General features: G+C 63.6%; 13 protein-coding genes and 1 pseudogene. 6 read left to right on the top strand and 8 right to left on the bottom strand.

Annotation, left to right across the window (positions count from 1 at the left end; genetic code table 11):
* Positions 1–28: 28 nt before the first annotated feature.
* Positions 29–430 (top strand): hypothetical protein, encoded by a 402-nt coding sequence (locus MTX23_RS06380; protein ID WP_280975778.1) that lies wholly within the window; start codon positions 29–31, stop codon positions 428–430.
* Between the two features lie 77 nt (positions 431–507).
* Complete coding sequence (locus MTX23_RS06375; RefSeq protein ID WP_280975777.1) at positions 508–1,002, top strand: hypothetical protein; 495 nt, start codon at positions 508–510, stop codon at positions 1,000–1,002.
* Between the two features lie 116 nt (positions 1,003–1,118).
* Here the strand turns inward: MTX23_RS06375 and MTX23_RS06370 are convergent, their stop codons facing one another.
* The gene (locus MTX23_RS06370; RefSeq protein ID WP_280975776.1) at positions 1,119–2,030 is read right to left on the bottom strand and encodes a LysR family transcriptional regulator; all 912 of its coding nucleotides are present in this window, start codon (positions 2,028–2,030) and stop codon (positions 1,119–1,121) included.
* A 143-nt stretch (positions 2,031–2,173) separates the two neighbouring features.
* On the opposite strand from MTX23_RS06370, the gene MTX23_RS06365 reads away from it, so the two are divergent.
* From MTX23_RS06365 to MTX23_RS06355, 3 genes are all read left to right on the top strand, one after another.
* Positions 2,174–3,322 (top strand): HlyD family secretion protein, encoded by a 1,149-nt coding sequence (locus tag MTX23_RS06365; protein WP_280975775.1) that lies wholly within the window; start codon positions 2,174–2,176, stop codon positions 3,320–3,322.
* A 241-nt stretch (positions 3,323–3,563) separates the two neighbouring features.
* Entirely contained in the window at positions 3,564–5,180 is a 1,617-nt protein-coding gene (locus MTX23_RS06360; protein ID WP_280975774.1) for an MDR family MFS transporter, read from the top strand.
* 32 nt (positions 5,181–5,212) lie between these two features.
* Positions 5,213–5,668 carry a carboxymuconolactone decarboxylase family protein gene (locus tag MTX23_RS06355; protein WP_280975773.1) on the top strand — a complete coding sequence of 152 codons (456 nt, stop codon included), beginning with the start codon at positions 5,213–5,215 and terminating at the stop codon, positions 5,666–5,668.
* Between the two features lie 153 nt (positions 5,669–5,821).
* Here MTX23_RS06355 and MTX23_RS06350 read toward each other — a convergent pair whose 3' ends face one another.
* From MTX23_RS06350 to MTX23_RS06320, 7 genes are all read right to left on the bottom strand, one after another.
* Positions 5,822–6,682 carry a D-amino-acid transaminase gene (locus MTX23_RS06350; RefSeq protein ID WP_280975772.1) on the bottom strand — a complete coding sequence of 287 codons (861 nt, stop codon included), beginning with the start codon at positions 6,680–6,682 and terminating at the stop codon, positions 5,822–5,824.
* A gap of 270 nt (positions 6,683–6,952) precedes the next feature.
* Complete coding sequence (locus MTX23_RS06345) at positions 6,953–7,684, bottom strand: amino acid ABC transporter ATP-binding protein (protein ID WP_280975771.1); 732 nt, start codon at positions 7,682–7,684, stop codon at positions 6,953–6,955.
* A 244-nt stretch (positions 7,685–7,928) separates the two neighbouring features.
* Entirely contained in the window at positions 7,929–8,621 is a 693-nt protein-coding gene (locus tag MTX23_RS06340) for an ABC transporter permease subunit (protein ID WP_280975770.1), read from the bottom strand.
* A gap of 2 nt (positions 8,622–8,623) precedes the next feature.
* Complete coding sequence (locus tag MTX23_RS06335; protein ID WP_280975769.1) at positions 8,624–9,355, bottom strand: amino acid ABC transporter permease; 732 nt, start codon at positions 9,353–9,355, stop codon at positions 8,624–8,626.
* Positions 9,356–9,653: 298 nt separating this feature from the next.
* Positions 9,654–10,565 (bottom strand): amino acid ABC transporter substrate-binding protein, encoded by a 912-nt coding sequence (locus MTX23_RS06330; RefSeq protein ID WP_280975768.1) that lies wholly within the window; start codon positions 10,563–10,565, stop codon positions 9,654–9,656.
* A 29-nt stretch (positions 10,566–10,594) separates the two neighbouring features.
* Positions 10,595–11,443, bottom strand: coding sequence for an alpha/beta hydrolase (locus tag MTX23_RS06325; protein WP_280975767.1), 849 nt, complete (start codon positions 11,441–11,443; stop codon positions 10,595–10,597).
* Positions 11,440–11,856 carry a hypothetical protein gene (locus tag MTX23_RS06320; RefSeq protein ID WP_280975766.1) on the bottom strand — a complete coding sequence of 139 codons (417 nt, stop codon included), beginning with the start codon at positions 11,854–11,856 and terminating at the stop codon, positions 11,440–11,442. The genes MTX23_RS06325 and MTX23_RS06320 overlap by 4 nt, the downstream gene beginning before the upstream one ends.
* A gap of 75 nt (positions 11,857–11,931) precedes the next feature.
* On the opposite strand from MTX23_RS06320, the pseudogene MTX23_RS06315 reads away from it, so the two are divergent.
* Positions 11,932–12,432: pseudogene (locus MTX23_RS06315) on the top strand (tripartite tricarboxylate transporter permease); the annotation flags it as partial.
* Between the last annotated feature and the right edge of the window lie 326 nt (positions 12,433–12,758).

The raw sequence follows: 12,758 nt of genomic DNA, 5'->3' as shown, positions 1-12,758 counted from the left end.
TCAGTCGTGAGCGGAGCAATGAGACCCAATGAAAGCCATCCGTCACACCGTCTTGGCACTCACCCTCACCCTGACAGGCGCCACCTCCATGACCGCTTCATCCCTTGCCCAAACACAAGCCACGTCCCCCACAACCACCGGCGTGATGGTCATTCTGACCGTCAAGCCGGGCATCACGCGCGAACAGGTGATGGCGGTGATGCCGGATGAAATCCGGCAGACCGTGCAGCTCTATCTCAATGGCAAGGTTCGCGAATGGTATTCGCGGTCCGACGGGCGCGGAGCCGTGTTCCTGCTCGATGCCAAGGACGCCGCCGAGGCGCACGCGATCATGGATAGCCTGCCGCTAGCCAAGCAGAATCTCATCGACCACGAGTACATCGCGGTCGGTCCGCTGCTGCCGCTCCGCTTGCTCGTGGCCAAGCCCTGAACGCCCCACCGAGGTCGAACCTGATCGACGGGTTCGACCTCCGCCGACCAAATGGACAATCACAAGGGAAGCCGACCGTGCCACCGACCTTCAATCTTCCATTCGTCCTCAGCGTCGCCGGAGCCTTCCTGGCAAGTTCGGTAGTGGCCACCACCTACGTCTGGCCCGCGATCAGCGCAATGCCGTATTACGACGCCCTGAGACTTCTCGCAGCTTTCCATGCGTTCAGGTTCTTGGGGATGAACTTCATGGTAGCCGGCTTCGTGTCTCCAAAGTTGAGCTCGGATTTCGCCAGCAAGATCGGATGGGGTGATCTTATCGCGGCTGTTCTCGCGCTCCTTTCGATGGCGGCACTCTCCGGGCGCTGGTCAATCGCCATTCCGCTGGTCTGGATATTCAACATCTGGGGCACGCTGGATCTTCTGAACGCCTACTACATGGGCGTAACGAAGATCCGGGATCCCAGCCTCTTCGGCGCCGGCATTTACATTCCGGCGCTCTATGTGCCACTGCTGCTGGTCAGCCACGTCCTTGTCTTCGTGATCCTGTTGAGGTCCGGGCCAGCAGCGTAGGACGGGCGCGTCTCGAAGGATGCACGGCCAACGGCTGGGCCGTCGTGCTTCGAGACGACCGCTACGCGGTCTCCTCAGCATGGCGGAGGTGAGCTTGAGCGCGAGGTTCTCTCCCGTCACGAATATGGATTGATCAACTTCTGCTGCTCGGTGGCGTGGTGCACGAGGAGGTCGATGAAGGTCCGCACCTTCGCCGACAGATGATGGCGATGCGGATAGACCGCGTTCATCGTGAACTCGACCGGCCGGTATTCGGGCAGCAAGCGGACCAGCTGCCCCGACTCGAGCTCGTCGCGGACGAGGAAGCCCGCGGCGAGGAAGACGCCGACGCCGGCCAGCGCGGCGAGCTTCAGCGTTTCGCCGCTGTTGGCGACCAGATTGCCGGAAACCCGCACCGACGCCGGCGTGCCCTTGCGGTCGACGAAGTGCCAGTCGTCGCCGTAGGGATAATTGGCGTGGCGGATGCAATTGCGCGCCGCGAGATCGGCGAGTTGCTCGGGCTTGCCGTGTTGCTCGACATAGCCGTGCGAGCAGCACAGCACGTGGCGCCAGGTGGCGATGCTGCGCACGATCAGGCTGGAATCGGGCGGCGGGATCATGCGCACCGCGAGATCGAAATTCTCGTCGATCAGATCGACATTACGCTCGCCGATCGCGAGGTCGACCTTGACCTCGGGATAGGTCGCCAGGAATTCGGCGACCGCGGGCGATAGAAACTGGACGATGTGGGTGTTGGTGTAGATGCGCAGCGTGCCGCGCGGCACCGACTGCAGCGCGCCCGCGATGTCGTCGGCCTGCTCGATGTCGGCGAGGATCTGAACGCAGCGATCGTAATAGGTCTGCCCGACCTCGGTCAGGCTGACCTTGCGCGTGGTGCGATTGAGCAGCCGCACGCCGAGCCGGTCCTCCAGCGACTGGACGTGGTTGCTCACCATGGTGGTGGACATGTTGAGCTTGCGGCCGGCCGCGGAAAAGCCCCCGGAATCCACGACCCGGACGAAGGCGGTCAGACTGGTCAGGCGATCCATTTGGCAAGGCCCAGATTGTTCGCGCTGGCTTGATAATGCTTCCAGTTTTATCGGGATTATCACAGCAGGAAGAACATTGCATCTAGGGGGCCGGAAGCCGGCGCCCTCGGCCTGAGGACGCGCGCATCGATCCGGAGGATGCCATGTCGATCGCCAGCTATGTCTCTGACGAAACTACCAAAACCGACCTACGCCCGTCGCCGAGAGCGATCAAGCGGGCGGCGCTTGCGCTGGCAGCGGCGCTCGGCATCGCCGCCGCCGGCGATTTTGGTTACGGCTACATCACGACCGGCCGCTACCTCGAATCGACCGATGACGCCTATGTGAAGGCGGATTCCACGATCATCGCGCCGAAAGTGTCCGGTTACATCGCGCAGGTGCTGGTCACCGACAACCAGCCGGTGAAGGCCGGGCAGTTGCTGGCCCGGATCGACGACCGCGATTACCGCGCCGCGCTCAACCAGGCCAAGGCCGATGTTGCCGCGGCCGAAGCGTCGGTGTGCAACATCGATGCGCAGCTCGCCCTGCAGCAGCCGGTCATCGAGCAGGGCAAGGCCGATGTCACTGCCGCCGAAGCCAATCTGAAATTCGCCCAGGAAGAGCGCGCCCGTTACGACGACCTGATGAAGACCGGCTCCGGCACCGTGCAGCGCGCGCAGCAGACCGACGCGGCGCTGCGCTCCAGCACCGCGCAATTGCAGGGCGCGAAGTCCGGACTAGCAGCGGCCGAACGCAAGGTCGACGTGCTGTCCACGCAGCGCGCCCAGGCCATGGCGCAGGTCGACCGGGCGCGCGCCGTCGAGCAGCAGGCGGAGCTGAACCTGTCCTATACGCAGATCACCGCGCCGGTCGACGGCACGGTCGGCGCCCGCACCCTCCGCGTCGGCCAGTATGTGCAGGCCGGCACGCAGTTGATGGCGGTGGTGCCGCTGGATGCAGTCTATGTGGTCGCCAATTTCAAGGAGACCCAACTCACCCATGTGCGCAACGGCCAGCCGGTCGAGCTCACCATCGACAGCTTCCGCAACACGACGCTGAAGGGCCATGTCGACAGCCTGTCGCCGGCGAGCGGGCTCGAGTTCGCACTGCTGCCGCCCGACAACGCCACCGGCAACTTCACCAAGATCGTGCAGCGCGTGCCGGTCAAGATCGTGCTCGACGACAACAAGCTCGCCGGCCTGCTGCGCCCGGGCATGTCGGCGATCCCGACCGTCAACACCAAGGCAACGGTGCTCGCCGAGCGCGAAGCCCGCAATCACCTCGCCGCGGCAGCCCGTGGCAACGGCGGCTAGAGCCGCAGCGCGACCGACCGTTCGCTCGCTCAAGCTCCTTCGCCAACATCACGGGCGGCTGTGCTCCTCCCCCTCGTGGGAGGAAACGCCGCGGCGCGCGTACCGCACAGCGGATCGAGCCAACGGCCGCGTATCGACGACCCGATTATCAGTCTTGAACGGACAATCCTTCCAGCATTTCCTCGATTATCGAAAGCAGCCGCCTAATGCATGCTTCATGCGCAAGCAAGGAACGACCCCGATGACCGCGCTCCAGCCCGCACTCAATGCAGCCGACGCCGCCGACCTCAACACCCCCGCAACGCCGGCGACGCCCGCGGTCCCAGCACGCACCTGGGTCGCGGTGGTCGGCGCCAACCTCGGCGCCTTCATGGCGGTGCTCAACATCCAGATCGTCAACGCCTCGCTTGCCGATGTGCAGGGCGCGATCGGCGCCGGCATCGATGACGGCGGCTGGATCTCGACCTCCTATTTGATCGCTGAGATCATCGTGATCCCCCTGAGCGGCTGGCTCGCGCCGGTGTTCTCGGTGCGCAAATATCTCCTCGTCAATGCGTTGCTGTTCCTGGTGTTCTCGGCGGCGTGCGCGCTGGCACAGGACCTGCCGCAGATGATCGCGCTGCGCGCCGTGCAGGGCTTCACCGGCGGCGTGCTGATCCCTATGGCGTTTACGCTGATCATCACGCTGCTGCCGAAGGCGAAGCAGCCGATCGGGTTAGCGCTGTTCGCGCTGTCGGCGACGTTTGCGCCGGCGATCGGCCCGACCATCGGCGGTTACCTGACCGAGAACTGGGGCTGGCAGTACATCTTCTACGTCAACCTGGTGCCCGGCGCGATCATGATCGGCATGCTGTATGTCTCGCTCGACTCGAGCCCGATGAAGCTGTCGCTGCTCGCGAAGGGCGACTGGCCCGGCATCATCACCATGGCGATCGGCCTCGCCGCACTGCAGACCGTGCTCGAGGAAGGCAACAAGGACGACTGGTTCGGCTCGCCGTTCATCGTCAGGCTGTCAGTGATCGCAGCCGTCGCGCTGACCGCCTTCCTGGTGATCGAGCTCAGCGTCGAGAAGCCGCTGCTCAATCTGCGCTTGCTCGTCCGCCGCAATTTCGGCTTCGGCATGCTCGCGAACTTCCTGCTCGGCATTGCGCTGTACGGCTCGGTGTTCATCCTGCCGCAGTATCTGTCGCGCATCCAGGGCTACAACGCCGAGCAGATCGGCATGGTGCTGGCCTGGACCGGGCTGCCGCAGCTCGTGCTGATCCCGCTGGTGCCGCGGCTGATGCAGCGCTTCGACCCCCGCATCCTGATCGCCGTCGGCTTCGCGCTGTTCGCGGGCTCCAACTTCATGAACATCACTATGGCCAACGACTACGCCACCGACCAGCTGTTCTGGCCGAACATCGTTCGCGCCGTCGGCCAGGCGCTGGTGATGGCTCCGTTGTCCGCCGTTGCGACCTCGGGCATCGAGCCGGAGAACGCCGGCTCCGCCTCCGGCCTGTTCAACATGATGCGCAACCTCGGCGGCGCCGTCGGCATTGCACTGTTGCAGACGTTGCTGACCAAGCGCGAGCAGTTTCACTCCAACGTGCTGAGCGAGCCGGTCTCGTTGTTCGAGCAGGCCACTCGCACGCGGATCGAGCAACTCACCCAGTACTTCATGAGCCACGGTGTCGCCAACCAGGCGGACGCCACCAGCCGCGCGATCGTTGCAATCGGCAAGATCGTGCAGAAGCAGTCCTTCATCCTTGCCTTCAGCGACACCTTCTATCTGCTTGGCGTCGCCCTGATCGTCGCGCTGATCGCGGGACTGTTCCTGAAAAAGCCCGGCCATCTTGCCGATGGCGGAGCACACTAGACATCAATCCCCAACCGAAACGGAGAACGACCATGAAGCCTCGCATGAACTTCTACCAGGCCGCACCGGAAACCATCAAAGCGCTGGTCGCGGTGGAAAACCAGATCAGTGCAAGCGGCCTCGAGCAGTCGCTGATCGAGCTGGTCAAGACCCGCGCGTCCCAAATCAACGGCTGCGCCTACTGCATCAACATGCACACCGAGGACGCGCGCAAGCATGGCGAGACCGAGCAGCGTCTCTATCTGCTCAACGCCTGGCGCGAGTCGCCGCTCTACAGCGAGCGCGAGCGCGCGGCACTGGCCTGGACCGAGGTGCTAACCCTGATCTCGGAAACGCATGCGCCCGACGCCGACTATGAGGCCGTCCGCGCGCACTTCTCCGAGACGGAGTTGGTGAACCTGACCGCGCTGATCGGCACGATCAACGCCTGGAACCGGATCGCAATCGGCTTCCGTGCCGTGCCCCCGGTGAAGGCGAAGGCGGCGTGACAGCGATATTGTCCGCCGTATATTCCGCTGTCATGCCCCGCTTCATGCGGGGCATCCAGTACGCCGCGGCCTGTCGATTCAATAACCGGCGTCTCTGGAATACTGGATCGCCCGGTCAAGCCGGGCGATGACATCGCGAGAATGCGGGGCAGATTAAACCGCCGTCGCCTTGGCGAACTCGACATAGATCTCGCGCAGGCGGTCGGTCATCGGGCCGACCTTGCCGCTGCCGACCTTCTTGCCGTCGATCGCGACCACGCCCTGGACGAACACCGACGCGCTGGTGATGAAGGCTTCCTTGGCGGCGAGCGCCTCCTCCACCGTGAAGGCGCGCTCCTCGATACGGAGCTGGTGCTCCTCGGCGAGCTTGACCACCGCCTTGCGCGTGCAGCCGGGCAGGATCTCGTTGCCGTTCTGCCGCGTCACGATGACGTCGTCCTTCGTGACGATGAAGGCGGACGACGAGCCGCCTTCGGTGACCTTGCCGTCCTCGATCATCCAGGCCTCGCCGGCGCCGGCTTCGGCCGCGGCCTGCTTGGCCAGCACCTGCGCCAGCAGCGCCACGCTCTTGATGTCGCGCCGCGTCCAGCGGATGTCGGGCACGGTGATGACGTTGATGCCGGTCTTCGCCGACGGCGCGTTGATGATGTCCTTTTCCGACGTGAACATGATCAGGCTCGGCTTGACGTCCGCCTTCGGGAAGGCGAAATCGCGGCCTTTGTCGGCGCCGCGGGTCACCTCGAGATAGACCATGCCGTTGACGAGGTTGTTGCGCTTGACCAGTTCCTTCTGGATCTCCTCGATCCGCGCCAGGCTCTCCGGCAGCGCGAGCTTGATCTCGCCGACCGAACGCTCCAGCCGGGCCAGGTGCGAGGCGTTGTCGATCAGCTTGCCGTCGAGCACCGCGGCCACCTCGTAGATGCCGTCGGCGAACAGGAATCCGCGGTCGAAGACCGAGACCTTGGCCTCCGAATGCGGCACGAACGAGCCGTTGACGTAAGCGATCTTTTCCAAGCGAGTTCTCCTGCGGACGAAGGGCGGTTTCAGGCCTTCGTATACGCAAATTGTTAACGCGGATAAACCCTCAGTCCGTCATTCCGGGGAGATGCGCAGCATCGAACCCGGAATCTCGAGATTCCGGGTCTGGTCCTTTGGACCATCCCGGAATGACGATCGCGTCATTCGTCATTGCGAGGAGCGACAGCGGCAATCCATCCCTCCGCGCCCGCGGGCCGATGGATCGCTTCGCTGCGCTCGCAATGACGTGGGAAGGACGCCGCAGTCTCAGTGCGACAGGATCTTCGACAAGAACTTCTGCGCCCGGTCGCTGCGCGGCTTGCCGAAGAAATCGGTCTTCTTGGCATCTTCCACGATCTCGCCGAGGTCCATGAAGATCACGCGGTCGGCGACCTTGTTGGCAAAGCCCATTTCGTGAGTGACCACCATCATGGTCATACCGTCGCGGGCGAGGTCGACCATCACGTCGAGCACCTCGCTGATCATCTCGGGATCGAGCGCCGAGGTCGGCTCGTCGAACAGCATGGCGATCGGGTCCATCGCAAGCGCACGGGCGATCGCGACGCGCTGCTGCTGGCCGCCCGACAGCTGGGCCGGAAACTTGGCCGCGTGCTCCGTCAGCCCGACGCGATCGAGCAGCTTCTTGCCCTTGGCGACAGCGTCGTCATGCTTGCGGCCCAGCACCTTCTCCTGCGCGAGGCAGAGATTGTCGATGATCCGCAAGTGCGGGAACAGCTCGAAATGCTGGAACACCATGCCGACGCGCGAGCGCAGCTTCGGCAGGTCGGTCTTGGGATCGTTGACCTTGACGCCGTCAAGGATGATCTCGCCGCCCTGGATCGGCTCGAGCGCGTTGACGCATTTGATCAGGGTCGACTTGCCCGAACCGGACGGGCCGCAAACCACGACCACCTCGCCCTTGGCGACGCTGGTGGTGCAGTCCTTCAACGCCTGGAAGCTCGGCCCGTACCATTTGTTGACGTGATTGATCTCGATCATTCGGTTCTCATCAGCCGCAGCGGCAAGGGTTCACCTCTCCCTTTGGGAGAGGCATAGGTCGCCTTCGGCGGCCGTGGTGGGAAAGGACGCCGAAGCGAAGCTTCGGCTTTGGCGCAGCGCCGGGTGAAGGGTGACGGTCTATCGATGGAGCGAAACCCCTCACCCGGATCGCTGACGCGATCCGACCTCTCCCTGTGGGAGAGGTGAAGAGCACCGCTGTCGGAATTGTGGAGAGCATCGTCAACTACCGCACAATTGCAATACGCGCCTGCAGGCGACGGACGGCGACGGACGCGACAGAGGAAATGACGAAGTAGACCAGCGCCGCGAACAGGTACATCTCGACCAGACGGCCGTCGCGCTGCGCGACCTTGCTGGCGGCGCCGAGGAAATCCGTGATCGACAGCACATAGACCAGCGAGGTGTCCTGGAACAGGACGATCGTTTGCGTCAGCAGCACCGGCAGCATGTTGCGGAACGCCTGCGGTAGCACGACGTAGCGCATGGACTGGCCGTAGGTCAGGCCGAGCGCGCTGGCCGCGGCCGGCTGGCCCTTCGAGATCGACTGGATGCCGGCCCGCATAATCTCGGAGAAATACGCCGCCTCGAACATGACGAAGGTGATCAGCGAAGAGGCGAAAGCGCCGACCGAGATCGGCCGCGACGCGTCGGTCAGCCACTGCCCGATATAGGGCACCAGAAAGTAGAACCAGAAGATGACGAGCACCAGCGGCAGCGAGCGCATGAAGTCGACATAGATGCCGGCGATGCGCGCGAGCAGCCAGTAACCCGACAGCCGCATCATGGCGATCAACGTGCCGAACACCAGGCCACCGAGCGCCGACAGCGCGGTGAGCGTCAGCGTGAACCGCATGCCCTCGAAGAACAAATAGGGCAGCGCGCGGCGGATGACATCGAAATCGAAACTGCCGATCATCGTCATTTCCCCGCGATATACCCAGGGATCGCCACGCGGCGCTCGAGAAAGCGCATCGCGGTCACCACCACGAAATTGAGCAGGAGGTAGAGCACGGTCGCCGCCGTGAACGCCTCGAACACCTGGAAGGAGAATTCCTGCATCGAGCGCGCCTCGCCGGTCAGCTCCAGCAGGCCGATGGTAATGGCCACCGCGCTATTCTTGATGGTGTTGAGGAATTCGGAGGTCAGCGGCGGCAGGACGATGCGGAACGCCATCGGCAACAGCACGTAGCGATAGGTCTGCACCGTGGTCAGTCCGAGCGCGGTCGCGGCCTGACTCTGTCCGCGCGGCAGTGAGGAGATGCCGGCCTGCAACTGCACGGCGACGCGCGCCGACATGAACAGACCGACGCCGACCGCGGCGGTCCAGAACGGCGCGTTGGGCAGTTGCTTCAACCACAGCCCGGCCGACTTCGGCAGCAGCTCCGGCAGCACGAAGAACCACAGGAAGAGCTGCACGAGCAGCGGTATGTTGCGGAAGAATTCGACGTAGGCAAAGCCGATCCACGACGCCGTCCGCGACGGCAGCGTGCGCATCACGCCGACCACGGAGCCGGTGATCAGCGCGATGATCCAGGCGAGCAGCGACACCTTGACGGTGACCACCAATCCCGCCAGCAACAGGTCGAGATAGGTGCCGGTCCCCATCGGGTTCGGCTCAAGGAAGATATGCCAGTTCCAATTATAGTTCACGGGTCCCCCGCGTCACCGCGCAGATCACGCATTACGTCAACTTCGAGCATGACGTCTATGCAAATGTCCGGCCATTCTCCTCCAAAAATGGCTGGACTTGCGCATCTCTTTCTCTTTGCCTCGCCCCGCTCGCGGGGAGAGGCCGGATTGCATCGTGAGATGCAGTCCGGATGAGGGGGCCCTCCGCGAGTTCAGCTTCCACTGCCTCTGTGGAGCGAGCCCCTCACCCTGACCCTCTAAGAGCGAGCTTTGCTCGTCTCGACCCCGCGGAAGAGCGGGGAGAGGGCTCTTCGTCAGCTTACTTGTACGAATCCGGATCGGGTGAATCGGACGGCTTGGCGAATTCGTGCGCCAGCTCCGGCCGCATCGGCACGTTGAGGTTCAGGCCCTTCGGCGGAATCTTCTGGGTGAACCACTTGTCGTAGATCTTCTTGCCCTCGCCGCTGGTGTAAAGCGCGGCGGTCGCGGCGTCGACGACCTTCTTGAAGGGCGCGTCGTCCTTGCGCAGCATGATGCCGTAGGGCTCCGGCTTGGAGAACGCATCCTTGGAGATGACGTAGTCGTCCGGCGACTTCGAGCCGGCGACGAGGCTCGCCAGCAGGATGTCGTCCATTACGAAGGCCGCTGCGCGGTCGGTCTCGACCATCAGGAAGGCTTCGGCGTGATCCTTGGCCGGAATGATGTTGACGCCGAGTTTGCGCGCGACATTGGCTTCGGTGAGCTGCTTGATGTTGGTGGTGCCGGCGGTCGAGACGACCGTCTTGCCCTTCAGATCGTCAATCGAGTTGATCTTGCTCGCCTTCTTGGTGACGTAGCGGCTCGCGGTCAAGAAGTGGGTGTTGGTGAACCAGACCTGCTTCTCGCGCTCGGCATTGTTGGTGGTCGAGCCGCATTCGAGATCGACGGTGCCGTTGGCCATCAGCGGAATGCGCGTGGCCGACGTCACCGGGGTGAGCTTGATCTCGATCTTGTCGAGCTTCAGCTCCTTCTTCACGGCATCGACGATCTTGTAGCAGATGTCCATGGCGTAGCCGATGGGCTTCTGGTTGTCGTCGAGATAGGAGAAGGGAATCGAGGAATCGCGGTAGCCGAGCGTGATGGCGCCGGTGTCCTTGATGTTCTTCAGTGTGCCGGTCAGCTCCCCGGCCTGTGCCTGGCCCGCGCCAAGCGCGGCGGCGAGCGCGAAGCCGATCAGGAAATTGCGTGTCATACGTTTACTCCTTGCATGAAAACGGTCGATTATTGCGCGAGGATCTCGGCGAGGACGGGTGCGATATAGCGGCGAAACTGTTCGGGATTCTCGCTCATCGGGAAATGACCGAGCTTCTCCATGATCGTGACGCTGGCGCCCCCTATTGCCGCTGCCGTCCGCCTCGTGTCCTCAGGCGTGCAGGAGAAATCATACTCGCCTGTGAGCAGATAGAGCTTGCATACTTTAGTATCGATTGACCCGACCCGGCCCCGCAGGTCGCCGTCGACGCGATAGAAGTAAAGGTCGCCCTTGAACACGCCGGGACCGCCCTGCTTGTAGGCCCAGAGCGTTTCCATCCGGGCGTCTTGCGGGCTCTGCGGGGCGATCAGCCCCGACACCAGTGCGGCGCAAACCTCGCCGCCATGAACATCGGGGCGGTTCAGCCACGCCGTGTCATACCAGGGCGCCTGGAAGTCAGCGGCCTCCAATCCGATCAGCGCGCGGAACTCGGCCGCATGTTCGATCGCAAGGTTGAGCACGATGCGGCCGCCGATCGAGCAGCCCATCACCACCGGCCTCTCCAGCTTGAGCGCGCGGCAGAACGCGCGGATCGTCTCGGTGTAGCGCGCGGTGGTGAGCTGATATTCATCGCCGGTCCAGCCTGACGGCGGATTCGACTTGCCATGCCAGGGCATATCGAAGGCAATGATGCGGAAATTTTCGGCAAACTCGGCATCAGTGAGCAGGTGCCGCCATTGCCGCGCGTCGGACCCTGCCGTGTGCAGGCAGACCAGCGGAATGCCTGAGCCGTTTTCCTCGAAATAGATGCGATGCAGCTCGCCGCCGATCTCGACATGAACGTAGCGGCCGATCATCGGCTCGATATCGCCGTTCATGACGCGGCCGCCTCGGCACGCGCCCGCGGCAGCGCGAGCAGATCCTTGAAATACTGCAGATGCGTCATGAAGGGATGCAGGTCGCCTTCCAGCACGGCCTCGCCGCGCTTGGTCAGCGCCAGCAGATCGTGCCAGCCGGGCTTCGGCTCGGCCTGCCAATGCGCCGCCCAAGCCTGCGGTGTCGCGTGATAGGAAAAGCGCCAGGAGCGCATCAGGACCGGTGCCTGCGTGAGGTCGACGATCCGCCCGCCACGGATCGCGGCGTAGAAGGGATGCTCCATCGGGCCGAGGCGGCAGTCGCAATCGAGCAGCCGGCCGCGGGCGATCAGCGCCGGCGCCCGGTCGAGCAGCGCGGGCAGGCCGGCAAACGCGCGGATCACGGCGTCGTCGGTGGCGTCAGGCGATGGCGTCATCTGTCGAGCAGGGTTCCTGCGGTGGGCCGGGCCATGATGACCAGAAGCGCCTGATGCCGCAAGGCGGCGATGCCCGTGATCCACGGCCTGCAGCCGGGACCGCCCTTGATCTCGCAGAGCCCCACCCTGTTCTGGGGCATCGTCGCCAGCATGTATATCGGCAATCTGATGCTGCTCGTGCTCAATCTGCCGATGATCGGCATGTGGGTGCAGCTGCTCAGGCTGCCCTACAACGTGCTGTTCCCGCTGATCATCCTGTTCACGATCATCGGCGTCTATTGTTCCAGCAACAACGTCTTCGATGTGCATGTGATGATCGCCTTCGGGGGGATCGGCTATTTCATGCGCAAGCTCGGCTACGAGCCGGCGCCGCTGGTGCTGGCCTTCGTGCTGGGACCGATGCTGGAGAATAATCTGCGCAAGTCGCTGATCCTGTCGCAGGGCGATCTCATGACCTTCGTGGAACGGCCGATCTCGGCGGTCTGTCTTGCGCTGGCGGTGATATTGCTGGTCGGACCGCTGCTGCCGTCATTGCGCAGAAAGCGCGAGCTGGTGGCGCTCGACGAGGGCGCCTGACGCACTGTACTGACGCAGCGCCCCGCACCACGCGGGATGCGCGCGCGAGTTGGAACACGCCACACGTCGGCCTCAACTTCCCTTGAAGATGGAGCCGAATTAACGAAATGCGGCTGGCTGTCGCGGCAAGCATCGCCAAATATTTTATTGCATGCGGTGAAACATCGCTGCGAGACGCAGAACCTTCCGATCCTGGCCACCGATGCCGTCAACGGGATCGTCCGTGCCAGGATCGGTCGGCATGTGTCAACTATCAACAATCTGCAGCAGATCCGGCGGGTTCGCCGAGCTCGATCGCGCGCAACAGTTCCGTCGTCTGCGCTCCC

It is taken from the genome of Bradyrhizobium sp. ISRA436 (genome assembly GCF_029910015.1).
Taxonomy (GTDB): Bacteria; Pseudomonadota; Alphaproteobacteria; order Rhizobiales; family Xanthobacteraceae; genus Bradyrhizobium.
This window is presented reverse-complemented; position numbering and strand designations above follow the sequence as displayed.

What these genes read in the sequence shown, in the direction of transcription:
- MTX23_RS06320 (WP_280975766.1), bottom strand. Translation starts at nt 11,856, where the DNA reads ATGACGCCATCGCCTGACGCCACCGACGACGCCGTGATCCGCGCGTTT.
- MTX23_RS06345 (WP_280975771.1), bottom strand. Translation starts at nt 7,684, where the DNA reads ATGATCGAGATCAATCACGTCAACAAATGGTACGGGCCGAGCTTCCAG.
- MTX23_RS06365 (WP_280975775.1), top strand. Translation starts at nt 2,174, where the DNA reads ATGTCGATCGCCAGCTATGTCTCTGACGAAACTACCAAAACCGACCTA.
- MTX23_RS06370 (WP_280975776.1), bottom strand. Translation starts at nt 2,030, where the DNA reads ATGGATCGCCTGACCAGTCTGACCGCCTTCGTCCGGGTCGTGGATTCC.
- MTX23_RS06380 (WP_280975778.1), top strand. Translation starts at nt 29, where the DNA reads ATGAAAGCCATCCGTCACACCGTCTTGGCACTCACCCTCACCCTGACA.
- MTX23_RS06340 (WP_280975770.1), bottom strand. Translation starts at nt 8,621, where the DNA reads ATGATCGGCAGTTTCGATTTCGATGTCATCCGCCGCGCGCTGCCCTAT.
- MTX23_RS06330 (WP_280975768.1), bottom strand. Translation starts at nt 10,565, where the DNA reads ATGACACGCAATTTCCTGATCGGCTTCGCGCTCGCCGCCGCGCTTGGC.
- MTX23_RS06360 (WP_280975774.1), top strand. Translation starts at nt 3,564, where the DNA reads ATGACCGCGCTCCAGCCCGCACTCAATGCAGCCGACGCCGCCGACCTC.
- MTX23_RS06355 (WP_280975773.1), top strand. Translation starts at nt 5,213, where the DNA reads ATGAAGCCTCGCATGAACTTCTACCAGGCCGCACCGGAAACCATCAAA.
- MTX23_RS06325 (WP_280975767.1), bottom strand. Translation starts at nt 11,443, where the DNA reads ATGAACGGCGATATCGAGCCGATGATCGGCCGCTACGTTCATGTCGAG.